The sequence below is a fragment of the Vibrio clamense genome, assembly GCF_050337905.1.
Classification (GTDB): domain Bacteria; phylum Pseudomonadota; class Gammaproteobacteria; order Enterobacterales; family Vibrionaceae; genus Vibrio; species Vibrio cortegadensis.
Genome location: NZ_JAKJTJ010000020.1, coordinates 488813 through 513778, shown reverse-complemented (window position 1 = coordinate 513778; position 24966 = coordinate 488813). Strand labels below are relative to the sequence as shown.

Genomic DNA, 24966 nt, shown 5'->3' with positions numbered 1-24966 from the left:
AACCAATCGAGAAAGTATGAATTCTCCAATTGCTAAACTAGAGAGAAGGCTCGGCTATCAGTTTAATGATGCTGAGCTTATGAACCTGGCGCTGACTCACCGTAGCGCCAATGGTAAACACAATGAACGTCTTGAGTTTCTGGGCGATTCAATTTTAAGTTTTGTCGTTGCTGATGAACTTTATCACCGTTTTCCTAAGGTGAATGAAGGGGACATGAGCCGTATGCGTGCAACACTTGTACGTGGCCATACATTGGCAGAACTAGGTCGAGAATTTGATCTAGGAGATTATTTAAAATTAGGTCCAGGTGAGTTGAAAAGTGGCGGTTTCCGTCGTGATTCTATCCTTGCGGATGCTGTGGAAGCGATCATCGGCGCTATCTATTTAGATAGTGATGTCGAAGTGATTCGTGGCGTAGTATTAAGCTGGTATAAAACTCGCCTAGATTCAATTGAGCCTGGTGTGTCACAAAAAGATCCAAAAACTCGCTTACAAGAGTTTTTGCAAGGTAGAAGAAAGTCGCTACCTGTCTATACAGTGACTAATATTAAAGGTGAAGCACACAACCAAGAATTTACGGTTTCGTGTGATGTGGCAGGTGTGGATAAACCTGTTATCGGTAAAGGCACCAGCCGCCGCAAGGCAGAGCAAGCGGCCGCTGAAACAGCACTAGAGCAACTGACCAATGTCTGATAACAATGAATTCGATATTGATGCTTATTTCGCATCAGAGAAAGTAGAACCAAGCTTACCGGAAAACCAACATTGTGGTTTTATCGCTATCGTTGGACGCCCAAACGTAGGTAAATCGACACTTTTGAACCATATTTTAGGACAAAAGATCTCGATTACCTCGCGTAAACCTCAAACCACTCGTCACCGTATCATGGGTGTTGAGACTGAAGGGGATTACCAAGCGATTTACGTCGATACTCCAGGTCTTCATATCGAAGAGAAGCGAGCGATTAACCGTTTGATGAACCGTGCGGCGAACAGCTCTCTGAGTGATGTGAACCTGGTTTTCTTCCTAGTCGACGGTACTCATTGGACTGATGATGACGAGATGGTACTTAACAAACTGAAGAAGACTGATTTCCCAGTTGTGTTATGCATCAATAAAGTCGATAACGTTCAAGACCGTAACGATGTTATGCATCACATGCAGGCGGTTTCTGAAAAGATGGACTTCCTTGATGTTGTGCCAATTTCAGCAAAGAATGGTAAGAACATTGATGTATTGCGTAAGCATGTACACGAGCATCTACCAAAAGCAACGCATCACTTCCCAGAAGAGTATGTGACAGACCGTTCTCAACGTTTTATGGCGTCAGAAATTATCCGTGAAAAGCTAATGCGCTTCACGGGTGATGAGCTACCATATTCGGTGACGGTAGAGATCGAACGCTTTGATTACAATCCTGATAACGACGGATTCCATATCAATGCATTGATCTTAGTTGAACGTACTGGTCAGAAAAAAATGGTGATTGGTAAAGCTGGCGAAAAGATCAAAACCATTGGTCGCGAAGCTCGTCTGGATATGGAAGAACTATTCGGGCGTAAAGTTTACCTAGAAACTTGGGTTAAAGTTAAATCTGGCTGGGCTGATGATGAACGAGCATTGCGTAGCTTAGGTTATATCGACGATTTGTAATCCTGATTAGGATGCTTAGCCGTTAACAAGAGAGAGTGTATACTCTCTCTTTTCATATCTGAAAGAAGGTAATGTGAGTGAGTGATGGATTTCAGCGCTGCTTCGTATTGAACCGCCGACCTTACAGTGAAACCAGCTTAATTCTTGATGTATTCAGTGAAGAGTATGGGCGAGTCACACTGTTGTCAAAAGGTGCCCGAAGCAAACGTTCCAACTTGAAAGGAGCCTTGCAAGCGTTCACGCCATTACTTTTAAAATGGTCAGGTAATGGTTCAATGAAAACGTTGCGCCAAGCTGAACCCATCAGTTTAGGTTTACCTTTATTTGGTATTAACCTGTTTTCGGCCATGTATGTAAATGAGCTAATTGGGCGCGTACTGAGGCAAGAAGAGCCGTTTCCTGCGCTGTTTCATGATTACCTATTTGCACTGACTGAGCTTGCTCACAACGATAACCCAGAACCCGCCTTACGCCGATTTGAACTCGCGTTGCTTTCTGCAATGGGGTATGGCGTCGATTTTTTGCATTGCGCAGGCTCTGGAGAAGATGTTGCTCCTGATATGACTTATCGCTATCGGGAGCAGAAAGGTTTCATCGCGAGTGTTCGCAGAGATAACCTCACCTTCATGGGAAATGAGTTGATTGCAATCAGTGAAAGACGCTTCCTCACGAAAGAGCAGTTAAAAGCAGCAAAGCGCTTTACACGCATAGCATTAAAGCCGTATCTTGGCGGCAAACCATTAAAAAGTCGGGAACTGTTTATTTCCAGAACAGCCATTCCCAGAGCACGGAGTATTGGAAAATGAGCTCAATCCTTTTAGGCGTCAATATCGATCACATCGCAACATTACGTAACGCTCGTGGTACAAAATACCCAGATCCTGTTCATGCAGCTGAGATTGCTGAACGAGCAGGCGCAGACGGCATCACTATTCATTTACGAGAAGATCGCCGCCATATTCTAGATCGCGATGTACGTATTTTGAGAGAAACACTGCAAACGCGTATGAACCTTGAAATGGCTGTGACCGATGAAATGGTCGAAATCGCGCTGCAAACTAAACCTGAGTACGTCTGTTTAGTGCCAGAAAAACGTGAAGAGTTGACAACTGAAGGTGGCTTAAACGTTGTTGGTCAGCTTGAGAAAATTAAAGCCGCTACTGAAAAATTGACGGCGGCCGGCATTAAAGTGTCTCTATTTATTGATGCAGACCGAGAGCAGATTGATGCGGCAAAAGCGTGTGGAGCGCCATTTATTGAGCTTCATACTGGCCATTATGCCGATGCAGAAACTGAAAACGATCAGCAAGATGAGCTGAAAAAAATTGCTGCAGGTGCAAGCTACGCAGATGATCTTGGGATTACCGTGAACGCAGGGCATGGTTTGACTTACCACAATGTAGGCCCAATTGCGGCGTTACCAGAAATTTATGAATTGAATATTGGCCACTCGATTATGGGTCGCGCCGTGTTTGATGGTTTACAAAAAGCCGTTACTGATATGAAAATTGCCATGCAAGTCGCGCGTAACTCATAGAGTATTGAGTCATTAAAATAAACTGTTTTAGGGTGATGTGATCATGGCCATTGTTGGATTAGGAACCGATATTGCTGAAATAGAGCGAGTCGAAAAAGCCTTAGCTCGAAGTGGGGATGCCTTTGCACAACGTATTCTTGCTGAATCTGAGTATCAAACCTTTCAACAACTAAAACAGCAAGGCCGCTTTCTAGCTAAACGTTTTGCAGCGAAAGAAGCGGCTTCAAAAGCCCTAGGAACAGGGATTGCTCATGGGGTGACATTTCATGACTTTATCATCTCAAATAATGAGCATGGCAAGCCGATACTCACTTTGCAAAACAAAGCATTAGAGATCGCCCAAGCTCAGCAAGTCACATCAAGCCATCTCTCTATTTCAGATGAACGCCACTATGCGGTGGCGACAGTTGTATTTGAATCATAACGCCATTTTTTTGTTTACGTCTCTGTGATGTAAAGGTTCGCGGTGGCTTTGACTTTATCCATCTCATCTTGTAATTCAAATAACTCAGGCTCTATATCCTCAACGCTAGAGCCTGAACGTAGGGCTTTCTCAATCGTGGCACAAATACTCTTTAACCGTGGAACGCCACTGTAAGAGCAGCTACCATGCAGCTTATGAACCACATGAATTAGTTCATCCATATCATATTTTTCTTCTTCAATGGCTTGCTCAACAACCACGTAAACCTCGGGAATGAAATCGACCAGCATCTTAAGCATATCTTTGGCAAGATCAGGCTTATTCGCCGCTTGTTTGAGTGCGATTTGCCAGTCAATGATCATGTCTTTATGCTCAGGCTTGGTATCCGAGTGTAGGCTAGGCTCCGATTGAGGTAAGGAAAGCTTGTCTACTTCGGTGTGTTGAGTCAGTGGACTCCAATGCACAAGAACTTGCTGTAATACATGCTCTTCAATTGGTTTGGTGAGGTAATCATCCATTCCTGCCTCAAGGAGTCTATCTCTCTCCCCACTCATCGCGTGCGCGGTGACTGCGATCACTGGAGTGTTGGCATTTAAAGCGGTTTTCTTTATTTGTGAGCATGCGGTAACACCATCCATCTGTGGCATTTGAATGTCCATTAAGATGATATCGAACTTCTGACGCTCTGCTTCTTTAACCGCTTTTAGGCCATTCGAACATGAGATGACGCTATCTACTCGCTCTTCTAATAGTGCGGTAATCAGCTTTAAGTTTGCGGGATTATCATCAACCGCCATCACTTTGAGTGGTACTTTCTCTTCGTATTGCGTCTCTACAGGAGCAGCAATAAGCGTCGGTGATTGGTGAGTAATTAAGGTCTGTAGCAACTTCTTACGAGATATCGGTTTAGTAATACAGTGAATGTCGTAGGTTTTCATTAGCTGCTCAGCCAGCGCCAATTCTGTACTTGGTGTCCCTACAATGACATTCGGAGACATAGCAAATGCTCGACGGATCCACGAATCAAGTAGCTCTTTTTCATGAGTTTGGTTTGGAGACAGATTCAACAATACATAATCATACGGTTCTGAGTTATCAGGCATCACCGAGCGGTAAGTAATGATCAAGCCTTCTTGTGTCAATGATTGCTGAGTAATGGACGCCGCTTGCATGTTAGGTTCGATAAGCAACAAACGTTTTTGGGCAAGACAATCGGTATCCAGCAAGTCCGTCATTGGCATATCGGTAATATTCAAACGGAGCGTGAACCAGAAAGTTGAGCCTTGATGCAATCTACTGGTTAGACTGATCTCACCGCCCATTTGCCCCACTAATTTTTGGGTGATAACCAGACCAAGCCCTGTACCACCATATCGACGTGAAATGCTGGCATCTGCCTGACTGAATGCTTGGAAAAGTTGCGCTTGTTGTCTTTCTGAAATGCCAATACCGGTATCTCTGACCGTAAATTGAAGCTCTACCGCATCCTCATTCTGAGAACGGAGTTCAACGCCAATATCGATGTTGCCACGCTCAGTGAATTTAATCGAGTTACCGACGAGGTTGGTCAAGATCTGTTGAATTCGAAGTGGATCGCCAATGACGCCTGCTGGGATTTTAGGATCAACTTTGAGAGTGAGCTCTAAGCCTTTTTCATGTGCGCTGGTGGCTTGAAGGTTCACCACCTGCTCCAAACTCTCTTGGAATTCAAATGGGATGTTTTCTAATGCTAGTTTGCCCGCTTCAAGTTTCGAGAAATCTAAAATATCATTAATAATATTCAGTAGATTATTCGCTGAACGTTCAATGGTTTGAAGGTAATCGATCTGCCCATTAGAGAGTTGCGTCTTGAGCATTTGGCGAGTAAATCCAATCACACCATTGAGTGGGGTTCTTAGTTCGTGTGACATATTTGCAAGGAACTCAGATTTTACACGAGCCGCTTCTTGAGCGCGTTTCTTCGCAATATCCAACTCCACGTTTTGAATCTCTAACTGCTCCAATGTTTCACGTAAATCTGAGGTCGCTTGATCGATACTGTGCTGCATCTCGACATGATATTCAGATAGTGAAACCGCCATGGCGTTGATACCATTTTTGAGCGAGTCCAGTTCGCCATGCATTTTCCCTTCAATCCTGACATCAAGATGACCACGACGAATGCGGTCTACCATATTCTTCATGTAAGTTATGGGGCGAGTGACATCGTGCATCAAACGAAAAGCGAAAAAACCAGAAAGCCCTAAGCCCATAATGAGCACAAGACCCGCTGAAAATATCTCTTGATACTGTTGTAAGCGAAGTGAAGATAGGTCGAGCTCTATAGCAATATAACCCAAAGCTTGATCCGTATTTGGTTGCCCATGATTGATCAGTTGAGTTTCAGAGATGATCGGAGTGCGTAAGATTAGGGTATTATCAAACAGTTCAGAAGAGCCTAACGCAGGAATGGGTTCATCTTTCGAGAACATCAAACTTTCAAAGCTGGGGTGGAAGTTAGAGGTCACGAAGAGTTCGTGTTGGTCATCAAAAACGGCAATACTACGGACGATTTCAGAGTTTTTTCGGTGCGCATAACTGATGAGTCGCCTTACCGATTCGCGATTTTGTTCCGCCATCCCCTGCTCACTTGCAATGGCGAGTGGCTCAATGATACTCGTGCCTGTAGTGATCACTTGAGTTTCAAGGTCGTGATAGCGGTTAAATGAGAAGAAAGCACTTAAAAGCAGACCAATAATTAAGGTCGGAGCGAGAGTTAGTGTAATAACGCGGGCACGTAAGCCGTATCTAGTCATGTTCTCTGATTACATTACTGTCTGGATATGGGAAAATGAACCCTTCAAGAATAGTGGGCTCATCGAATTATCGATTAGCTTAATCAAGTCGGCCCAGTTCGACAATCATTCCAGAGTAGAATAGTGACTCTGAGTGAAAATAATTTACTTAATAAATATTGCAGGCATAGAGCATGGCGCGTTTTTTTCAACCAAAAAAGAAAACTCAATTAGAGACCAAACATCAGTCAATTTTGGTGGAACGAATGGATCACCAAGGCGCGGGAATCGCGTTCCAAAAAAATAAGCCACTGTTTATTGATGGTGCACTGCCTGGTGAAGAAGTCTTAGTGCAGTTAACTGAAAGTAAAAGTAAGTACTCACGTGCCAAGTTGATTAAAGTGTTAACGCCAAGCGAACAGCGCATGAAACCTTTTTGTCCGCAGTTTAATGAGTGTGGAGGCTGTAACTTCCAGCATCTAGATTACGTTGCTCAAAGCGAGCATAAAAGCCAATCGCTTCATCAGTTAATGAACAAGTTTGTCGATCAAAATACGGACTTAGCACCTGCGATCATAGGAGAAGCGCGAGGGTATCGCCGCCGCGCTCGTATGAGTTTATTTGTTGATAAGAAAACTCGCCAGCTACAGTTTGGGTTCCGTAAAAAACAGAGCAAGCTTATCGTCAATGTGACCGATTGTGCGGTGTTAGAACCAAGCTTGAATCAGTTGCTGCCAAAAATTAAGCATATACTGTCAGGTTTTTCATCACCCGCCATTCTGGGGCATGTTGAATTGGTTTTAAGTGATAAAGGTCCTGTTATTGTATTGCGCCACCTTAAGCCTCTCTCTGAACAAGAGAATAGCCAATTGCTTGAGTTTGCCAAACAGAATTCGGCAACGCTCTATTTGATGCCAGAAACCGATCAGTTACATCTGGTTTATGGTGAAGAGCCGTCTTACAGCGAAACAGGCGTTAAGGTGCCTTTCTCGCCGAATGACTTTATTCAGGTGAATAAAAACGTAAACCAGAAGATGGTTGAGCAAGCACTTGAATGGCTAGATCCGCAAAGCGATGAGCGTATTCTTGATCTTTTCTGTGGAGTCGGGAACTTTAGCTTACCTATCGCCAAGCGAGCTCAATTTGTTGTTGGGGTGGAAGGGGTTGAAGAGATGGTGCAGCGAGCGGCAAGCAATGCGGTTGTTAACCAGATAACCAATACCGCTTTTTACCAAGCAAACTTAGAAGATGATCTTAGCCATCAAGGTTGGGCGAGTGAGAAATTTGATAAAGTATTGCTCGATCCTGCACGCGCTGGAGCGAGTGGGATCGTGGATCAACTTTCGAAGCTTGGAGCGAAGAGTATTGTGTACGTCTCTTGTAATCCTGCTACCCTTGCAAGAGATAGCAAAAGCCTGTTAGAACAGGGTTATCAATTACAAAAATTAGGTATGCTGGACATGTTTCCGCATACGAGCCATTTAGAATCTATGGCATTATTTACAAAGAATAAGAAATAAACAGTCAGTTGAGTAGCCAGAACTAATTGAGGAACAATTAGTCTGATATTTAGATATATAAGAACCAAATACTAGGAATAAATAGATGGTTGCCGTACGAAGCGCGCATTTAAAGCCGAGTGAAAAGTTTGAGTTAGACAATTGGATTTCTAGCCTTGAGCAAGATAGCAAAACATCAAAAAAATTAACCGATGTGTATAAGCAGTGTGAAAGCCTGCTTGGTGATGTCGAAAACGGAAGTTTGTTGCTGTGGCGTGGGCGAGAGATGATCGAAATATTGATCACCTTGTCGATGGATAAGCCAACGTTAGTGGCTGCGCAGTTATTTCCGATTGTCTCTAGTGGGTTATTTGAAAGGCAACAGCTTGAAGAAGCGTACGGTAAGGAAATCGTAAAGCTGATTGATGGCGTTGATGAAATGGCAGCCATCGGTCAATTAAATGTGACGTATGAAAATGCGGAAGGATCCGGTCAAGTCGATAACGTTCGTCGAATGTTACTGGCGATGGTGGATGATTTCCGCTGCGTGATCATTAAGCTAGCAGAGCGTATCTGTAATCTTCGAGAAGTAAAAGACGAGCCTGATGCGGTGCGTCGTGCGGCAGCAAAAGAGTGTGCCAATATTTATGCGCCTCTTGCGAATCGTCTGGGTATCGGTCAGCTTAAGTGGGAAATTGAAGATTACGCTTTCCGCTACCAACAGCCTGAAACCTATAAACAGATCGCTAAACAATTATCTGAGCGTCGCATCGTCCGCGAGCAGTATATTGAAGACTTCGTGACGGATCTTTCTTCTGAGATGAAAGGTTATCAAATTAATGCCGAAGTCAGCGGTAGACCAAAACACATCTACAGTATTTGGCGAAAAATGCAGAAGAAAAGCTTAGCCTTTGATGAGCTTTTCGATGTTCGAGCAGTGCGTATTATCGCGGATAAACTGCAAGATTGTTATGCGGCACTTGGTGTGGTTCATACTAAATATAAGCACCTACCAAGCGAATTTGATGATTACGTCGCGAACCCTAAACCAAATGGTTACCAATCGATTCATACCGTGGTGCTTGGCCCGGAAGGGAAAACCATCGAGATCCAGATCCGTACTACGCAGATGCATGACGATTCTGAACTCGGGGTGGCGGCGCACTGGAAATACAAAGAAGGCGCATCGGCAGGTCGTAGCGGCTATGATGAAAAAATTACATGGCTTCGTAAGCTAATTGACTGGCAAGAAGAGATGTCAGATTCTGGCGAAATGCTTGATGAATTGCGCAGCCAAGTGTTTGATGATCGTGTTTATGCCTTTACTCCGCGTGGTGATGTCGTCGACTTGCCTATGGGAGCAACCCCTCTCGATTTTGCATACCACATTCACTCTGAAGTGGGACACCGTTGCATCGGTACCAAAGTCGCAGGACGAATTGTTCCGTTTACTCATAAGTTGAGTATGGGCGATCAAGTTGAAATCGTAACTCAAAAAGAGCCGAACCCATCACGAGACTGGTTGAATCCGTCTTTAGGTTTTGTTCATTCAGGTCGAGCAAGAGCGAAGATCAATGCTTGGTTCCGTAAGCAAGGTCGAGAGAAGAACCTTGAGGCCGGACGTGAGATCCTTGAAGTTGAACTTGCGAAAGTAGGGGCAACTCTTAAAGATGCCCAACGTTATGCACTGAAGCGATTTAACGTCAATACTAACGATGAACTGTATGCGGGTATTGGCAGCGGTGATCTACGAATTAATCAGGTTATTAACCATATTAATGCGTTAGTAAATAAGCCTACGGCTGAAGAAGAAGATCAAAAAGCGTTAGAAAAACTGCAAGAGTCAGAAAACAAACCCGCTCAACAGAGTCGACCGAAAAAAGATGCGGTGGTCGTTGAAGGGGTTGATAACTTAATGACTCACTTAGCACGCTGTTGTCAGCCAATTCCGGGTGATGTCATTAAAGGTTATATCACCCAAGGACGCGGTATCTCAGTGCACCGAGCAGACTGTGAGCAACTTGGAGAGCTGAGTTTACATGCGCCTGAACGGATCATCGATACCGTTTGGGGAAGTGGATTCGTTGGCTCTTACATTCTGACGTTAAGAGTGGAGGCGCTTGAGCGTAGTGGTTTACTGAAAGACATTACCTCGCTGTTAGCGAATGAAAAAATAAAAATTACGACAATGAAAAGCCGCACAGACTACAAACGCCAAATGTCAGTGATGGATTTTGACTTAGAACTCACCAATGTTGATGTACTAAGCCGAGTCATCGTGCGTTTAGAGCAGTTGAAAGATGTGATGTCGGTGAAGCGTCTAGGTTAACGGCATCATTGAAGGCTTTAAATATAATCAGCACCGCCTATATGGCGGTGTTTTTCTAACTAAAAACTAAGGTGCTAGCATGGCTCAATCCATTGAACAGTTATTAGAAATAATGTCTCAGCTTCGAGATCCGGAAAGTGGCTGTCCATGGGATCGCAAACAAACGTTTGAAACCATTGTGCCGCATACGATTGAAGAAACGTATGAAGTTGTGGATGCGATTCATAATAAAGACTGGTCAAATCTGAAAGAAGAACTGGGCGATTTATTGTTTCAAGTTATTTTTTATAGTCAGATCGCTAAAGAACAACAACTGTTTGATTTTAATGATGTTGTAAAAGGTGTTAATGAGAAAATAACTCGTCGCCACCCGCATGTCTTTTCGGATAAAACATTCTCAAGTGATGAAGAACTGAATGCAAATTGGGAAGCTGAAAAAATCAAAGAAAAATCACAATTAGGCAAAACAGAAAAAAGTATTCTAGACTCAATACCAAAATCGTTACCTGCATTATCACGAGCTAATAAAATTCAAAAAAAATGTGCTCAATATGGGTTCGATTGGGACACGATTGGCCCTGTCGCTGATAAAGTTCTAGAAGAGGTGGATGAAGTGCTGGAAGAAGCGCTTCAAGTCACCCCAAATGAAGATTTAGTCGAAGAAGAATTAGGCGATCTGCTATTTGCAACTGTGAACTTGGTCCGCCATTTAGGAAAAAATCCAGAATCGGCGTTAAGCAAAGCAAATTTAAAATTTGAACGTCGCTTTCATGGAATTGAAAAAAAAGTACAAAATCAAGGTAAGGAATTAGGCGACTTTTCACTGCCGGAGCTAGACAGGATGTGGGGTGAAGTGAAGTTCGAAGAAAAAACAAAATAGAAACTTTCTAACGGAATTGATTTGAAGCAAAAAAATAAAATTTCGACTGTGATAAGTTTCACGTTGTGGCGATAAAGGGCTTCTGGTATATTTTCATCCCGTCCAGAAGTAGTCCATTTCCCTCATTCAACCAATTTCAGGTTAAACATGACAACAAATTACATTTTTGTTACTGGCGGGGTTGTATCCTCTCTAGGTAAAGGTATTGCAGCGGCATCGCTTGCAGCTATTTTAGAAGCTCGTGGTCTTAAAGTGACTATGATGAAGCTTGACCCTTACATCAACGTTGATCCGGGCACAATGAGCCCAACTCAGCATGGTGAAGTGTTTGTCACGGAAGATGGCGCTGAAACTGACCTTGACCTTGGTCACTACGAGCGTTTCATTCGTACCAAAATGACCAAGCGTAACAACTTCACAGCAGGTCGTGTTTACGCCGACGTTCTACGTAAAGAGCGCCGCGGCGATTACCTTGGTGCAACTATTCAGGTAATTCCTCACATTACTAACTCGATCAAAGAGCGTGTAATCTCAGGTGCTGAAGGTCATGATATTGCCCTTGTAGAAGTGGGTGGCACTGTTGGTGATATCGAATCACTACCGTTTATGGAAGCGATTCGTCAACTAGCAGTAGAGCTAGGCCGTGAACGTGCAATGTTCATGCACCTAACTCTTGTACCTTACCTAGGCGCTGCGGGCGAGCTTAAAACTAAGCCAACCCAACACTCAGTGAAAGAGCTGCTTTCTATCGGTATCCAACCAGATATCCTAGTTTGTCGTTCAGACCGTGTTATCCCAGCAAACGAACGTAAGAAAATTGCTCTTTTCTGTAATGTACAAGAGAAAGCAGTTATCTCAATGAAAGATGTAGATTCAATCTACAAGATCCCACAACTTATTAAAGCGCAAGGTACTGATGACCTTGTTTGTAAGCGCTTTGGTATTGATGCTCCAGAAGCGGATCTTTCTGAGTGGGAACAAGTAATTTATGAAGAAGCGAACCCTACTGGTGAAGTGACTATCGGTATGGTTGGTAAATACATTGAATTACCAGACGCATACAAGTCAGTAAATGAAGCATTAAAACATGCGGGCTTGAAAAATCGCTTAAGCGTCACAATTAAATATGTAGATTCACAAGATGTAGAATCTAAAGGTACAGAAGTACTTGAAGGTCTAGATGCAATTCTAGTTCCTGGTGGCTTTGGTGACCGTGGTATCGAAGGTAAGATCCTTGCCGCTCAGTATGCACGTGAAAACAAGGTTCCATACTTAGGTATTTGTCTAGGTATGCAAGTTGCTCTTATCGAATACGCACGTAACGTAGCGAATATGGAAGGTGCACACTCTTCTGAATTTAGCAAAGAAACTAAATTCCCTGTTGTTGGTCTGATTACAGAATGGACTGATGGCGAAGGTAAAGTAGAAGAGCGTACTGAAACTTCAGATCTTGGTGGCACGATGCGCCTTGGTTCTCAGCTATGTCACCTTGCAAAAGGCACAAAAGCTTACGAACTATACGGCAGCGCGACTATCCATGAACGTCACCGTCACCGTTACGAAGTGAACAACAATCTTCGTCCGCAAATTGAAAAAGCTGGTCTAAAAGTATCTGGCTTATCTGCAGACAAGAAGTTGGTAGAAGTAATTGAGAACCCTAACCACCCATGGTTTGTTGCAGCTCAATTCCACCCAGAATTCACATCAACACCTCGTGATGGTCACCCATTATTTGCAGGTTTTGTGAAAGCAGCTGGTGAATTCCAGCGTGGTGAGTTAGAAAAGTAAGAACAAGAATACAGGTAGTGGCGTAAGTTGTGCGGCTACCTTTTAAATTTGACATTTATATTCAACGAGAAGGAAACATTCAATGTCTAAGATCGTTAAAGTTCTAGGTCGTGAAATCATCGATTCACGTGGTAACCCAACAGTAGAAGCTGAAGTTCACCTAGAAGGTGGTTTCGTAGGTATGGCTGCTGCACCATCAGGCGCATCAACTGGTTCTCGCGAAGCTCTTGAACTACGTGACGGCGACAAATCACGTTTCCTAGGTAAAGGTGTTCTTAAAGCAATTGAAGCTGTAAACGGCCCAATCGCTGAAGCTCTAATCGGCAAAGACGCGAAAGCTCAAGCTGACGTTGACCAAATCATGCTTGACCTAGACGGTACTGAAAACAAGTCTAAGTTTGGCGCTAACGCTATCCTAGCTGTTTCTCTAGCGAACGCTAAAGCGGCTGCTGCTGCTAAAGGCATGCCTTTATACGAGCACATCGCTGAACTAAACGGTACTGCTGGTCAGTTCTCTATGCCTCTACCAATGATGAACATCATCAACGGTGGCGAGCACGCTGATAACAACGTTGACATCCAAGAGTTCATGATCCAACCAGTTGGCGCAAAAACTCTTAAAGAAGCTCTACGTATCGGTGCTGAAGTATTCCACAACCTAGCTAAAGTACTTAAAGCTAAAGGCCTAAGCACTGCTGTTGGTGATGAAGGTGGTTTCGCTCCTAACCTTGAGTCTAACGCTGCTGCACTAGCTGCAATCAAAGAAGCTGTAGAAGCTGCTGGTTACGTTCTAGGTAAAGACGTTACTCTAGCGATGGACTGTGCTGCATCTGAGTTCTTCGACAAAGAAGCTGGCAACTACAACATGAAAGGCGAAGGCAAAATCTTCACTTCAGAAGAGTTCAACTTCTACCTACAAGACCTTGCTAACCAATACCCAATCGTATCTATCGAAGACGGTCTTGACGAATCAGATTGGGCTGGCTTCAAGCACCAAACTGAACTTCTAGGTGACAAACTTCAAATCGTTGGTGACGATCTATTCGTTACAAACACTAAGATTCTTGCTGAAGGTATCGAGAAAGGCGTAGCTAACTCTATCCTTATCAAGTTCAACCAAATCGGTTCTCTAACAGAGACTCTAGCTGCAATCAAGATGGCTAAAGACGCTGGCTACACTGCAGTAATCTCTCACCGTTCTGGCGAAACTGAAGATGCAACTATCGCTGATCTAGCGGTAGGTACAGCTGCAGGTCAAATCAAAACTGGTTCTATGAGCCGTTCTGACCGTGTTGCTAAGTACAACCAACTAATCCGTATCGAAGAAGCTCTAGGTTCTAAAGCACCTTTCAACGGTCTTAAAGAAGTTAAAGGTCAATAATATCTAAGTTTATCTTAGTTAATTATTAACTTAATACTTTAAAAACGTCTCCATTCATGGAGGCGTTTTTTTATATCTGAAACATTCACATATCCCACCTCATCGCTTCAATACCTCGCCCATAGACCCCTATTATGGTATATATGTGGATTAGAAATTTATTCCCCCGACTTGATTAATACGATTGGAACTATGCGACTATTTTCCTTGTTATTGGTGATACTTTTAGGCTGGTTGCAATATACGTTGTGGCTGGGAAAAAATGGTATTTCTGATTACTACAGCGTCCATAATGAAATTGACGTTCAGCAACAAGTAAATACAAAATTACAAGCTCGTAATAATGAGATGTTTGCCGAAATCGATGACCTTAGACAAGGACTTGATGCGGTTGAAGAGCGTGCGCGTAATGAGCTAGGTATGATCAAAGAGGGAGAAACCTTCTATCGTCTGATCGATGAGGATCTTCAATAGATGATGAGTTATACCCAACCTGTTGTTGCGATTGTGCCTGCTGCTGGTGTTGGTAGCCGTATGAAAGCGGATCGACCTAAGCAATATTTGATACTGCATGGCAAAACCATTTTGGAGCATACCGTTGAAACGCTACTTCAGCATGATCTGATACCGCGAGTCGTGGTGGCAATTAGCGATGATGACCCTTATTTTCCTGAGTTATCTTTAGCTGATAACCCTAACGTCATTCGGGTTTCAGGAGGCCAAGAGCGGGCTGATTCTGTGTTATCTGGACTAAACTACCTATCAGAAAATCGCCCTAGCGACTGGGTGATGGTGCATGATGCCGCTCGTCCCTGCCTCCAAATTTCGGATATTGATAACCTAATTCAACAATCGGTTGAACATCCTGTTGGCGGTATTTTGGCTGCGCCAGTTCGAGATACCATGAAACGCGGGAATTCTCAGAGTAATATTGAGCACACAGTAGAAAGACAAAATTTGTGGCATGCGTTAACGCCGCAGATGTTCAAAACTGAGCAACTCACCACCGCGTTATCGACTGCTTTAGAGCAAGGCGCGAATATTACCGATGAAGCATCCGCTTTAGAGCTTTTAGGTTTAACGCCTAAATTAGTGGTTGGTCGTGCCGATAACTTTAAAATCACTCAACCCGAAGATCTCGCGCTTGCTGACTTCTACTTAAGCAAAAATAAGGAACAACAATGATTCGTATAGGCCATGGTTTTGATGTCCATAAATTTGGTGGTGAAGGCCCTGTTATTATTGGTGGCGTATCTATCCCTTATGAGCAAGGGTTGATCGCACATTCAGACGGTGATGTTGCCTTACACGCATTATCTGATGCGCTACTTGGTGCTATTGCTGCGGGCGATATCGGTCGTCATTTTCCTGATACTGATGATAAATGGAAAGGTGCCAATAGCCGCGAATTATTGAAAGATATTTATCGTCGCGTGAAAGAGTGCGGTTATGTGCTCGGTAATGCCGATATTACCATTATTGCTCAAGCGCCTAAGATGGCTCCTTATATAGAGTCAATGTGCCAAGCCATTGCAGAAGATTTACAAACAGAACTACAGAACATCAATGTGAAAGCGACAACAACGGAGCGCCTTGGTTTTACCGGACGCAAAGAAGGTATCGCTTGTGAAGCGGTTGTTGTGATTACGAAAGCTTAGTTTAATTATCCACTTAATTTAAAGAATTGATATGTCAGACATTTTATCTTCAATGGCTTACCTTAATGGTAAACCAACAGCAAAAGCAAAACTCAAAGCAAAAGACGAACATTTTGTAGTACGCGAAAACCTGGGTTTTGAATTTACAGGATCTGGCGAGCACTTAATGGTGCGAATTCGTAAGACAGGTGAAAACACCAGTTTTGTTGTTAATGAATTAGCGAAAGCGTGCGGTGTGCAATCTAAAAATGTCAGCTGGGCGGGTTTGAAAGATCGTCATGCGGTGACAGAGCAATGGTTGAGTGTTCATCTACCTAAAGGTGACACGCCCGATTTTTCGGCATTTTTGGCTGAGCATCCAAGCATTGAGATCCTCGCGACTGACCGTCATAACAAAAAGTTACGTCCAGGCGATCTTGTCGGAAACGATTTTGAAATTACTCTGTCTGAAGTATCAGATGTGGAAGATGTAGTTAAACGCATGCTACAGGTTCAAAAGTGTGGCGTACCTAATTATTTTGGCGCGCAGCGTTTTGGTAACCAAGGTAATAATTTAGTTGAAGCGCGTCGTTGGGGCAAAGAGAATGTCCGTACGCGTAACCAGAATAAACGCAGTTTGTATTTGTCTGCGGCGCGTTCATGGATTTTTAATCTGATCGTGTCTGAACGTATTGAACAATCAGTGTTCAACCAAGTGCTAAATGGCGATCTTCTGGTATCAAATGAAAGACCACTATTGGTTACGGCAGAGAATGCTGATCAATGTAAAGATAAGTTCAATGCAGGAGAAGTCTTTATCAGTGCCGCTCTTGCGGGAGACAATGCCTTGCCGACTCAGGAAGATGCATTAGCATTAGAGCAAGTTCACCTTGATGCTGAACCTGATTTGATGGCACTTATCCGCGGTAACCGTATGCGTCACGATCGTCGTGAAATTGCACTTAAGCCGCAAAGCCTCTCGTGGGAAATTGAAGAAGATAACGTGACTCTTCGCTTCTCACTCGATGCAGGATGCTTTGCTACAGCAATCGTTCGTGAGTTGATAGAAGAGATCCCAGTTGAACGTCAATACTAACACTTTGATACTTTTGCGATAAAATAGTAAATACAAAACGAAAAATGAACACAGTGCAGAAAAGGGAAGGTCAATGAAAATACTACTTAGCAATGATGATGGCGTACATGCTAAGGGAATTCATGCATTAGCAGAGGTATTGTCTGATCTCGCGGAAATTATCATTGTAGCCCCGGATCGTAATCGATCTGGAGCCTCGAATTCATTAACACTAGAGCAACCGCTGAGAGTGCAAGAGATTGTGACCAATACCTATTCAGTTCAAGGGACTCCGACAGACTGTGTTCACTTTGCTCTGAATGAATTACTGAAAGATGACCTACCAGATTTAGTATTGTCGGGTATTAATCATGGCGCTAATTTAGGTGATGATGTTCTTTATTCAGGGACGGTTGCGGCGGCAATGGAGGGGCACTTTCTTGGGGTTCAATCCATCGCATTCTCTTTGGCTGGAAAGGAGCATTTCGCCACCGCAGCAAAAGTGGCTAGGCAATTGGTTGAGCAGCATATTGCCGCCCCGATTCCCACCAACCGCTTGCTGAATGTGAATATTCCAGATGTTAGCTTTGAACAATTGCTTGGAACTCAGGTCACTCGTCTTGGTGCTCGTCATCATGCAGAGGCGATGATTCGACAAAAAGATCCGCGTGGACATGATATTTATTGGCTTGGACCTCCAGGAAAAGAGCAGGATGCGGGTGAAGGTACCGATTTTCATGCGATAGAAAATCACTATATATCGATTACACCATTACAAGTTGATCTCACTGCTCATGAGTCATTGCGTAGTATGGATACGTGGTTAAAGGGGGAGGTGAAATGAACCATCCTCAAGCAAATCGATTGGTTGAATTTTTGATTGCACATGGTATTCAGGACCAAGCAGTATTAAACGCTATTGGTGCTTTGCCAAGAGAGAGCTTTGTTTCTCAAGCAATGATACATCAAGCCTATGATAACAACGCATTACCCATTGGGCACGGTCAGACGATCTCTCAGCCATACATAGTCGCGAAGATGACTGAGTTGCTAGAACTAAAGCGAGATAGCCAAGTACTCGAAGTAGGGACAGGGTCGGGTTATCAGACAGCAGTGCTGGCACAGTTGGTCAATCATGTCTATTCCGTTGAGCGGATAAAGTCACTTCAATGGGATGCCAAAAGGCGTCTTAAGCAATTGGATATTTATAACGTATCAACTAAACATGCGGATGGGTGGCAAGGATGGGCTGCGAAAGGCCCTTTTGATGCAATCATTGTAACCGCAGCACCAGAGAGTATTCCTCAGGCACTATTATCTCAACTAAAAGATGGTGGACGAATGCTAATCCCAGTTGGTGGCGATGAACAGCAGCTACTGAAAATTGTGAGATCGGGTGATGAGTACCACTCTTCAACGATAGAAATGGTGCGTTTTGTACCACTTATTGCTGGTGATTTAGCCTAAGAATGAAGAGCCTTATTCGAAGTGTCATTTACTTTATTATATGCGGTGTTCTGTTAGGGTGCGCCGCACAAACTCCTGCGCCTGTTTCTGGGTTAAGTAAAGATTACAGTTCGATTGGGCGCGGTAGTTACAAAGGCAGTTTCTATGAAGTAAAAAAAGGCGATACGCTCTATTTTATTGCTTATATCACTAATAAAGATGTGAAAGATCTTATCCACAATAACAACTTATCTTCACCTTATACCATACACCCTGGACAAAAGTTAAAACTCTGGCGACCAGCTTATGTTGCTCCAAGTTACGGCAAAGCTGTCGCCGTAGCTGCTGTGACTGCTGGTGCTGTAGCGACCAAAAGCGCAGTCAGTACTCCTGTTAAGGCCTCAACACCAACAGCATCATCAAAACCCGTTAAAGCACAAAAGACGGTTAAAAAATACCCACCAAAGAAGGTTGAACAATCTAAACCAAAGGAGTATGTTGGTTCTAAAGGTAAACAAACTGTTAAAAAAGTTAACACGCCAGTGGTAGCTAAAAACAGTAAAGTTTCCAAATGGTTATGGCCAACGAAAGGGAGAGTAATTAAAAACTTTTCAGCTGGAGATCAAGGAAATAAAGGGATTGATATTGCAGGTAAACGTGGTCAATCCATCGTTGCAACAGCGAAAGGTACAGTGGTCTATTCGGGTAATGCGTTAAGAGGTTATGGCAATCTGGTGATTGTGAAACATAACGATAAATATTTAAGTGCATACGCGCACAACGACCAATTACACGTCAAGGAAGGACAGAGTGTAAAAGCGGGCCAGAAGATAGCAACAATGGGCAGTTCTGGAGCAAGTAGTGTGAGATTACACTTTGAAATTCGCTATCAAGGTAAGTCGGTTAATCCGAAACGATACTTACCGTAATTTATTGTTCGGTATGGTTTTACCGTAGCAAAAATGAAGAAGTAGCAATTTAGCGGCATATTTAGTGGTCATGTCTTGCTAACTCGCCAGGGGAGGCGTTATGGGTATAAGCAATGCAGCAAAAAAAGTTGAAGAATTTGGTCTAAATAATAAAGCGATGGATGCGCAAAAAATTAAACCAACCTCAGCCAAGAAGGCAGAGGCGAAAGAGGAATTTGAAGTTTCCTCGAAAAGCCTAGATGCCACGCAACTCTATCTCGGAGAAATTGGTTTTTCTCCACTCCTAGCAGCAGAAGAAGAAGTTTTATACGCCCGACGTGCACTACGCGGTGATGAAGCCGCTCGTAAACGTATGATCGAAAGTAACCTTCGTCTTGTTGTGAAAATATCTCGTCGCTATAGCAACCGTGGTTTAGCACTACTTGACCTTATTGAAGAGGGGAATTTAGGCTTGATCCGCGCAGTTGAAAAATTTGATCCTGAACGCGGCTTCCGTTTCTCTACCTATGCAACATGGTGGATCAGACAAACGATCGAGCGTGCGTTGATGAATCAAACTCGTACTATTCGTCTTCCTATCCACGTCGTTAAAGAGCTTAACATCTACCTGCGAACCGCTCGTGAACTGTCACAAAAGCTTGATCATGAACCTACTGCTGAAGAGATCGCAAACCAACTCGATAAACCTGTCGATGATGTAAGCAAGATGCTGCGTCTTAATGAGCGTGTTAGTTCTGTTGATACTCCAATTGGTGGTGATGGTGAAAAAGCGCTTCTGGATATTATCCCTGACATACATAATTCTGATCCGGAAGTTTCCACTCAAGATGATGATATTAAATCGTCATTGATTGACTGGTTAGATGAACTGAATCCAAAACAGAAAGAAGTGTTAGCTCGCCGTTTTGGGCTGCTAGGCTATGAACCGTCCACTTTAGAAGAGGTGGGACGTGAGATTTGTTTAACTCGTGAACGAGTGCGTCAGATCCAAGTTGAAGGCCTACGTCGTTTACGTGAGATCCTGATTAAACAAGGTCTGAGCATGGAAAACCTATTCAATATCGAAACAGATTAACATTCTTCTAAATCAATCTTGTTCAGATAAAGAAAAGGCTAGAAGATCATATCTTCTAGCCTTTTTACATTATTGAACCCATTTAGAACACGATGATCCTATTGCCGTTAGAGAGCCTATTGTCGTTAGAGAGCCTATTGTCGTTAGATATCTTATCGCAGCTAAATTAGCTTCTTAAGACGATAAAGTTCCTCTAACGCTTGGCGAGGTGTCAGTTCATCGGGATCGATGTTGGCTAATGCCTCTTCTACTTCGCTTGGTTCCGGAATTAAACTCAGTTGGTTCGCAATATCGACTTTGCTTGATTTAGTGTTTTCAGGCTGATTGCCCAACATTTCTAACTGCGTTAATTTCGCTCTCGCATTTTTGATCACGGTTTTAGGAACGCCCGCTAATCCCGCGACTGCCAAACCATAAGATTTGCTTGCGGCACCTTCTTGAACCGCATGCATGAACGCGATGCTATCTCCGTGCTCTACAGCATCTAGGTGAACGTTCGCTAAATGAGGCAAGAGTTTTGGAAGTTCGGTCAACTCAAAATAGTGAGTAGCGAATAATGTCATGGCACCGATTTGACTCGCGAGCCACTCTGCACTCGCCCATGCTAAAGATAAGCCATCGTAAGTGCTGGTGCCTCGACCAATTTCATCCATAAGCACTAAGCTATTTGGGGTTGAGTTGTGCAGAATATTTGCAGTCTCAGTCATCTCAACCATAAAGGTAGAGCGGCCAGAAGCAAGATCATCAGATGCACCAATTCGAGTGAATATACGGTCGATTGAGCCAATTTCAGCGGCTTCTGCGGGAACATAAGCTCCAATGTGAGCCATCAACGCAATCAGTGCGGTTTGACGCATATAGGTCGATTTACCGCCCATATTTGGCCCCGTTACAATCAGCATTTTTCGCTCTGAGTGTAATTCGATTGGGTTTGCGATGAAGGGTTCAGTCATGACTTGTTCAACAACGGGATGACGACCTGCTTGAATGTGGATCCCCGGTTTCTCTTTTAAGGTTGGACGGCAGTAATCCAGACTTTCCGCTCGCTCTGCTAAGTTCTGCAGTACATCGAGTTGAGAAATCGCAGCAGATAAATTTTGTAGCTGCTCTAGGCTTGGCAGCAGAAGATCGAACAGCTCATCCCAAAGTTTTTTCTCAATAGAAAGTGCTTTAGATTTTGAGCTGAGCACTTTGTCTTCATGCTCTTTGAGCTCAGGAATGATGTAGCGTTCTGCATTTTTTAAGGTTTGCCTACGAACGTAATGAGCGGGTGCTAAATGGCTTTGACCACGGCTTATCTGAATAAAGAAACCATGTACATTGTTGTAGCCGACTTTTAAAGTATCGATGCCGTGGCGCTCACGTTCATCAGCTTCCAATTTTTCAAGATACTCTGTCGCACCATCTGCCAGTTTTCGCCATTCATCAAGATCTTCATCATAGCCTGTTGCAATGACGCCACCATCTCGGATCACCACGGGCGGGTTCTCTTTGATTGCGCGCTCTAGTAATTCACAAACCGACTCTAAAGGCGCTGCTTCTTGTGACAGTTTAGTAAGGTGAGGATTTTGTAACGACTGCAAGTTAGCTTCTAGTGCTGGTAGTTGTTGCATTGCATGTCTTAACCTCGCCATATCTCTTGGGCGAGCAGAGCGTAGTGCCAAACGAGCCAAAATACGCTCAATATCACCAATCTGTTTTAAGATCGGTTGCAAGTCTGCATATAAGCCTTGTTCTTTGATTTCACCAATAGAATCTAAGCGTTGATCGAGAGTGCCCAGATTTCGCATTGGTTGATGTAGCCAGCGTTTAAGCATTCGGCTACCCATTGGTGTTGCGGTATGATCCAGAACTTCCGCGAGCGTATTATCGAAACCGCCAGAAAGGTTTTGAGTGATCTCAAGATTACGACGTGTAGCCGCATCTAAGATCACCGAGTGATCTTGGCGATCGAAAGTAAGCGCACGAATGTGTGGCAGAGCGGTTTTTTGAGTGTCTTTGACGTATTGGATCAAGCAACCAGCCGCGCATAATCCCAAGTGAGCATTTTCTACTCCGAAGCCGACTAAATCACGAGTGCCAAATTGCTGGTTCAATTGCTGTTTAGCAGTATCTAATTCAAATTCCCACACGGGGCGACGACGATTACCGTTGCGGTTAGCCATTAAATCAACGGCTTCAAAATCTTCAGGGAATAGAAGTTCACGAGGCGAAGTTCTTTGCAGTTCAGCAGCCATGGCCTCCGCAGTTTCAGGCTCAGTTAGCTGAAAACGACCTGAAGTAATATCTAAAGTCGCATAGCCGAACTTTCCATTTTGTTGGTAAATGGCAGCAATTAAATTATCGATACGCTCAGAAAGTAACGCTTCATCTGTGACGGTTCCGGGGGTGACAATTCGAACGACTTTTCGCTCAACAGGGCCTTTACTGGTCGCAGGGTCTCCAACTTGTTCGCATATCGCAACGGATTCACCTTGCTGAACTAATTTAGCTAAGTAACCTTCAATCGAATGAAATGGCACACCAGCCATTGGAATTGGCTCACCAGCTGAAGCTCCACGTTTCGTCAGTGAGATCTCTAACAGCTGCGAAGCACGTTTGGCATCATCATAAAAAAGTTCGTAGAAATCACCCATGCGATAGAATAATAAGATCTCAGGGTTTTCTGCTTTCAATTTTAGATACTGTTGCATCATCGGAGTGTGTTTTTGATCGACTTTCACGGGCCACTTCTTTAGTTTAGTTCTGTTGAGGCTTAGGATACGTGAATCGAATCCGAGCGAAAAGATGAAATAAGGTTTTACACCATGGAATCTATTAGATTATTAAGCCAAAGAGTCGGCAAATTGCTGTTAGCACATCATCAAGTGATGACAACGGCGGAATCATGTACTGGTGGGGGCGTTGCGACTGCAATAACAGATGTTGCGGGCAGTTCGTCGTGGTTTGATCGAGCGTTCGTGACTTACAGTAACGAAGCAAAAATGGAAATGCTTGGCGTACTTTCTGACACTCTTGATGCCTATGGTGCGGTGAGTGAGCCTGTTGTCATTGAAATGGTAACAGGCGCTCTTCTAAATTCTAATGCAACGATTGGTGTTTCAATTAGCGGTATTGCAGGGCCTGGTGGTGGAACTGAGGATAAGCCTGTTGGTACCGTCTGCTTTGCATGGGCAGATAAAGAGCAATGGCAAAACGTAGAAACGTGTCATTTTATTGGAGACCGAGATCAAGTTCGCAAGCTGGCTATTGAGCATGCGCTGATCGTTATGCAAAATCATTTACGAGAAAAGTCGTCTTAGAGTTCATCATCTCTTTGAGAGCTTGATCGGTTAGTTTGAACTAAAACAAAATTATTTTCATACAGGTATAGACACTGTATGAATCAACAGTATAATAAAAATCAATTACTGACACCTAGATAACCCTGAGTGTCTTACCAGATTAAAACACTGCCACTGAATGTGGATCGCGTGGAGAAAGTGATGGACGATAATAAGAAAAAGGCACTATCAGCAGCATTGGGCCAAATTGAGAAACAATTCGGTAAAGGCTCAATCATGCGTTTAGGCGACAACCGCACAATGGACGTAGAGACAATCTCTACAGGTTCATTAGCGTTAGATATCGCTTTGGGTGCTGGTGGTTTACCTATGGGACGTATCGTAGAAGTATACGGTCCTGAGAGTTCAGGTAAGACTACTCTAACATTAGAGCTTATCGCTGCTGCGCAACGTGTTGGAAAAACGTGTGCATTTATCGATGCTGAACACGCTCTTGATCCTATCTATGCGAAAAAGCTAGGTGTTGATATCGATGCATTGCTTGTTTCACAACCAGATACTGGTGAGCAAGCATTAGAGATCTGTGATGCACTTGCGCGTTCTGGTGCAATTGATGTATTGGTTGTCGATTCTGTTGCTGCACTAACACCTAAAGCTGAAATTGAAGGCGAAATGGGCGATAGCCACATGGGTCTTCAAGCACGTATGCTTTCTCAAGCAATGCGTAAACTAACGGGTAACTTAAAACAGTCTAACTGTATGTGTATCTTCATTAACCAAATTCGTATGAAGATTGGTGTTATGTTTGGTAACCCAGAAACCACAACGGGTGGTAACGCGCTTAAATTCTACGCATCAGTTCGTCTTGATATTCGTCGTACAGGCGCAATTAAAGAAGGCGATGAAGTTGTGGGTAATGAAACTCGCATTAAAGTTGTTAAAAACAAGATTGCAGCACCGTTCAAACAAGCGGAAACTCAAATTCTTTACGGAAAAGGTTTTAACCGTGAAGGTGAGCTGATTGATTTAGGTGTTAAAAATAAATTAGTTGAGAAAGCGGGTGCATGGTACAGCTACCAAGGCGATAAAATTGGCCAAGGTAAAGCGAATTCGGGTAAATACTTACGTGAGAACCCAGAAGTTGCACTTGAAATCGATACTAAACTACGAGATCTACTGTTAACACCAGTTGTCGTGGAAGAAGAGACAGGGACTGAGTCACCTGAAAATGAAGAGTTATAGAGTGTTCGCTC

The 24966-nt window shown here is 43.6% G+C and carries 22 protein-coding genes; 20 read left to right on the top strand and 2 right to left on the bottom strand.

All coding sequences use genetic code 11. The features are described from left to right. Positions 1 to 16: 16 nt before the first annotated feature. The 5 genes from rnc (at position 17) to acpS (ending at position 3616) form a co-directional block, all read left to right on the top strand. Positions 17 to 694, top strand: coding sequence for a ribonuclease III (gene rnc, locus L4C39_RS07420; RefSeq protein ID WP_017054640.1), 678 nt, complete (start codon positions 17 to 19; stop codon positions 692 to 694). Further along, entirely contained in the window at positions 687 to 1655 is a 969-nt protein-coding gene (era, locus tag L4C39_RS07415) for a GTPase Era (RefSeq protein WP_017054639.1), read from the top strand. The genes rnc and era overlap by 8 nt, the downstream gene beginning before the upstream one ends. A gap of 77 nt (positions 1656 to 1732) precedes the next feature. Further along, positions 1733 to 2461 (top strand): DNA repair protein RecO, encoded by a 729-nt coding sequence (recO, locus tag L4C39_RS07410; RefSeq protein WP_429745201.1) that lies wholly within the window; start codon positions 1733 to 1735, stop codon positions 2459 to 2461. Further along, positions 2458 to 3192, top strand: a complete 735-nt coding sequence (pdxJ, locus tag L4C39_RS07405; RefSeq protein ID WP_113795784.1) for a pyridoxine 5'-phosphate synthase — start codon at positions 2458 to 2460, stop codon at positions 3190 to 3192. Before recO ends, pdxJ begins: the two co-directional genes overlap by 4 nt. Before the next feature lie 43 nt (positions 3193 to 3235). Further along, positions 3236 to 3616: a holo-ACP synthase gene (acpS, locus tag L4C39_RS07400; protein WP_017054636.1), complete on the top strand. Its 381-nt coding sequence runs from the start codon at positions 3236 to 3238 to the stop codon at positions 3614 to 3616. 14 nt (positions 3617 to 3630) lie between these two features. Here the strand turns inward: acpS and barA are convergent, their stop codons facing one another. Continuing rightward, positions 3631 to 6411 (bottom strand): two-component sensor histidine kinase BarA, encoded by a 2781-nt coding sequence (barA, locus tag L4C39_RS07395; protein ID WP_113795786.1) that lies wholly within the window; start codon positions 6409 to 6411, stop codon positions 3631 to 3633. 173 nt (positions 6412 to 6584) lie between these two features. Between barA and rlmD the strand changes: the two genes are divergently transcribed. The 13 genes from rlmD to rpoS all read left to right on the top strand — a co-directional run bounded on the left by rlmD (position 6585) and on the right by rpoS (position 20429). Next, the gene (gene rlmD, locus L4C39_RS07390) at positions 6585 to 7910 is read left to right on the top strand and encodes a 23S rRNA (uracil(1939)-C(5))-methyltransferase RlmD (RefSeq protein WP_429745198.1); all 1326 of its coding nucleotides are present in this window, start codon (positions 6585 to 6587) and stop codon (positions 7908 to 7910) included. Between the two features lie 85 nt (positions 7911 to 7995). Continuing rightward, positions 7996 to 10218, top strand: coding sequence for a GTP diphosphokinase (relA, locus tag L4C39_RS07385; RefSeq protein ID WP_113795788.1), 2223 nt, complete (start codon positions 7996 to 7998; stop codon positions 10216 to 10218). 79 nt (positions 10219 to 10297) lie between these two features. Beyond that, entirely contained in the window at positions 10298 to 11098 is an 801-nt protein-coding gene (mazG, locus tag L4C39_RS07380) for a nucleoside triphosphate pyrophosphohydrolase (protein ID WP_429745195.1), read from the top strand. Positions 11099 to 11245: 147 nt separating this feature from the next. Next, positions 11246 to 12886 carry a CTP synthase gene (gene pyrG / locus L4C39_RS07375; protein WP_171757167.1) on the top strand — a complete coding sequence of 547 codons (1641 nt, stop codon included), beginning with the start codon at positions 11246 to 11248 and terminating at the stop codon, positions 12884 to 12886. Positions 12887 to 12968: 82 nt separating this feature from the next. Continuing rightward, on the top strand, positions 12969 to 14267 hold the full coding sequence (gene eno / locus L4C39_RS07370; RefSeq protein ID WP_113795789.1) for a phosphopyruvate hydratase: 1299 nt from the start codon (positions 12969 to 12971) through the stop codon (positions 14265 to 14267). A 192-nt stretch (positions 14268 to 14459) separates the two neighbouring features. Continuing rightward, a complete protein-coding gene (ftsB, locus tag L4C39_RS07365; RefSeq protein ID WP_017054203.1) occupies positions 14460 to 14741 on the top strand; it encodes a cell division protein FtsB in 282 nt (93 codons plus the stop codon). Beyond that, entirely contained in the window at positions 14742 to 15452 is a 711-nt protein-coding gene (gene ispD / locus L4C39_RS07360; protein ID WP_017054202.1) for a 2-C-methyl-D-erythritol 4-phosphate cytidylyltransferase, read from the top strand. Next, positions 15449 to 15925: a 2-C-methyl-D-erythritol 2,4-cyclodiphosphate synthase gene (gene ispF, locus L4C39_RS07355; RefSeq protein WP_429745191.1), complete on the top strand. Its 477-nt coding sequence runs from the start codon at positions 15449 to 15451 to the stop codon at positions 15923 to 15925. Before ispD ends, ispF begins: the two co-directional genes overlap by 4 nt. Positions 15926 to 15956: 31 nt before the next feature. Beyond that, a complete protein-coding gene (gene truD, locus L4C39_RS07350; protein WP_017054200.1) occupies positions 15957 to 17000 on the top strand; it encodes a tRNA pseudouridine(13) synthase TruD in 1044 nt (347 codons plus the stop codon). A 73-nt stretch (positions 17001 to 17073) separates the two neighbouring features. Beyond that, positions 17074 to 17823 (top strand): 5'/3'-nucleotidase SurE, encoded by a 750-nt coding sequence (gene surE / locus L4C39_RS07345; RefSeq protein ID WP_017054199.1) that lies wholly within the window; start codon positions 17074 to 17076, stop codon positions 17821 to 17823. Next, on the top strand, positions 17820 to 18446 hold the full coding sequence (locus tag L4C39_RS07340; RefSeq protein WP_113795792.1) for a protein-L-isoaspartate(D-aspartate) O-methyltransferase: 627 nt from the start codon (positions 17820 to 17822) through the stop codon (positions 18444 to 18446). Before surE ends, L4C39_RS07340 begins: the two co-directional genes overlap by 4 nt. Before the next feature lie 2 nt (positions 18447 to 18448). Next, on the top strand, positions 18449 to 19354 hold the full coding sequence (nlpD, locus tag L4C39_RS07335) for a murein hydrolase activator NlpD (protein WP_017054197.1): 906 nt from the start codon (positions 18449 to 18451) through the stop codon (positions 19352 to 19354). Between the two features lie 100 nt (positions 19355 to 19454). Continuing rightward, positions 19455 to 20429, top strand: a complete 975-nt coding sequence (gene rpoS, locus L4C39_RS07330) for an RNA polymerase sigma factor RpoS (RefSeq protein WP_017054196.1) — start codon at positions 19455 to 19457, stop codon at positions 20427 to 20429. 161 nt (positions 20430 to 20590) lie between these two features. Here rpoS and mutS read toward each other — a convergent pair whose 3' ends face one another. After that, entirely contained in the window at positions 20591 to 23152 is a 2562-nt protein-coding gene (gene mutS / locus L4C39_RS07325; RefSeq protein ID WP_429745187.1) for a DNA mismatch repair protein MutS, read from the bottom strand. 84 nt (positions 23153 to 23236) lie between these two features. On the opposite strand from mutS, the gene L4C39_RS07320 reads away from it, so the two are divergent. Continuing rightward, the gene (locus L4C39_RS07320) at positions 23237 to 23731 is read left to right on the top strand and encodes a CinA family protein (protein WP_429745185.1); all 495 of its coding nucleotides are present in this window, start codon (positions 23237 to 23239) and stop codon (positions 23729 to 23731) included. A 183-nt stretch (positions 23732 to 23914) separates the two neighbouring features. Further along, the gene (gene recA / locus L4C39_RS07315) at positions 23915 to 24955 is read left to right on the top strand and encodes a recombinase RecA (protein ID WP_017054193.1); all 1041 of its coding nucleotides are present in this window, start codon (positions 23915 to 23917) and stop codon (positions 24953 to 24955) included. Positions 24956 to 24966: the final 11 nt, after the last annotated feature.

Excerpts from the sequence above, each read along its gene's own strand:
- rnc (WP_017054640.1), top strand. The coding sequence starts at position 17 with ATGAATTCTCCAATTGCTAAACTAGAGAGAAGGCTCGGCTATCAGTTT.
- era (WP_017054639.1), top strand. The coding sequence starts at position 687 with ATGTCTGATAACAATGAATTCGATATTGATGCTTATTTCGCATCAGAG.
- pdxJ (WP_113795784.1), top strand. The coding sequence starts at position 2,458 with ATGAGCTCAATCCTTTTAGGCGTCAATATCGATCACATCGCAACATTA.
- acpS (WP_017054636.1), top strand. The coding sequence starts at position 3,236 with ATGGCCATTGTTGGATTAGGAACCGATATTGCTGAAATAGAGCGAGTC.
- barA (WP_113795786.1), bottom strand. The coding sequence starts at position 6,411 with ATGACTAGATACGGCTTACGTGCCCGCGTTATTACACTAACTCTCGCT.
- rlmD (WP_429745198.1), top strand. The coding sequence starts at position 6,585 with ATGGCGCGTTTTTTTCAACCAAAAAAGAAAACTCAATTAGAGACCAAA.
- relA (WP_113795788.1), top strand. The coding sequence starts at position 7,996 with ATGGTTGCCGTACGAAGCGCGCATTTAAAGCCGAGTGAAAAGTTTGAG.
- mazG (WP_429745195.1), top strand. The coding sequence starts at position 10,298 with ATGGCTCAATCCATTGAACAGTTATTAGAAATAATGTCTCAGCTTCGA.
- pyrG (WP_171757167.1), top strand. The coding sequence starts at position 11,246 with ATGACAACAAATTACATTTTTGTTACTGGCGGGGTTGTATCCTCTCTA.
- eno (WP_113795789.1), top strand. The coding sequence starts at position 12,969 with ATGTCTAAGATCGTTAAAGTTCTAGGTCGTGAAATCATCGATTCACGT.
- ftsB (WP_017054203.1), top strand. The coding sequence starts at position 14,460 with ATGCGACTATTTTCCTTGTTATTGGTGATACTTTTAGGCTGGTTGCAA.
- ispD (WP_017054202.1), top strand. The coding sequence starts at position 14,742 with ATGATGAGTTATACCCAACCTGTTGTTGCGATTGTGCCTGCTGCTGGT.
- ispF (WP_429745191.1), top strand. The coding sequence starts at position 15,449 with ATGATTCGTATAGGCCATGGTTTTGATGTCCATAAATTTGGTGGTGAA.
- truD (WP_017054200.1), top strand. The coding sequence starts at position 15,957 with ATGTCAGACATTTTATCTTCAATGGCTTACCTTAATGGTAAACCAACA.
- surE (WP_017054199.1), top strand. The coding sequence starts at position 17,074 with ATGAAAATACTACTTAGCAATGATGATGGCGTACATGCTAAGGGAATT.
- L4C39_RS07340 (WP_113795792.1), top strand. The coding sequence starts at position 17,820 with ATGAACCATCCTCAAGCAAATCGATTGGTTGAATTTTTGATTGCACAT.
- nlpD (WP_017054197.1), top strand. The coding sequence starts at position 18,449 with ATGAAGAGCCTTATTCGAAGTGTCATTTACTTTATTATATGCGGTGTT.
- rpoS (WP_017054196.1), top strand. The coding sequence starts at position 19,455 with ATGGGTATAAGCAATGCAGCAAAAAAAGTTGAAGAATTTGGTCTAAAT.
- L4C39_RS07320 (WP_429745185.1), top strand. The coding sequence starts at position 23,237 with ATGGAATCTATTAGATTATTAAGCCAAAGAGTCGGCAAATTGCTGTTA.
- recA (WP_017054193.1), top strand. The coding sequence starts at position 23,915 with ATGGACGATAATAAGAAAAAGGCACTATCAGCAGCATTGGGCCAAATT.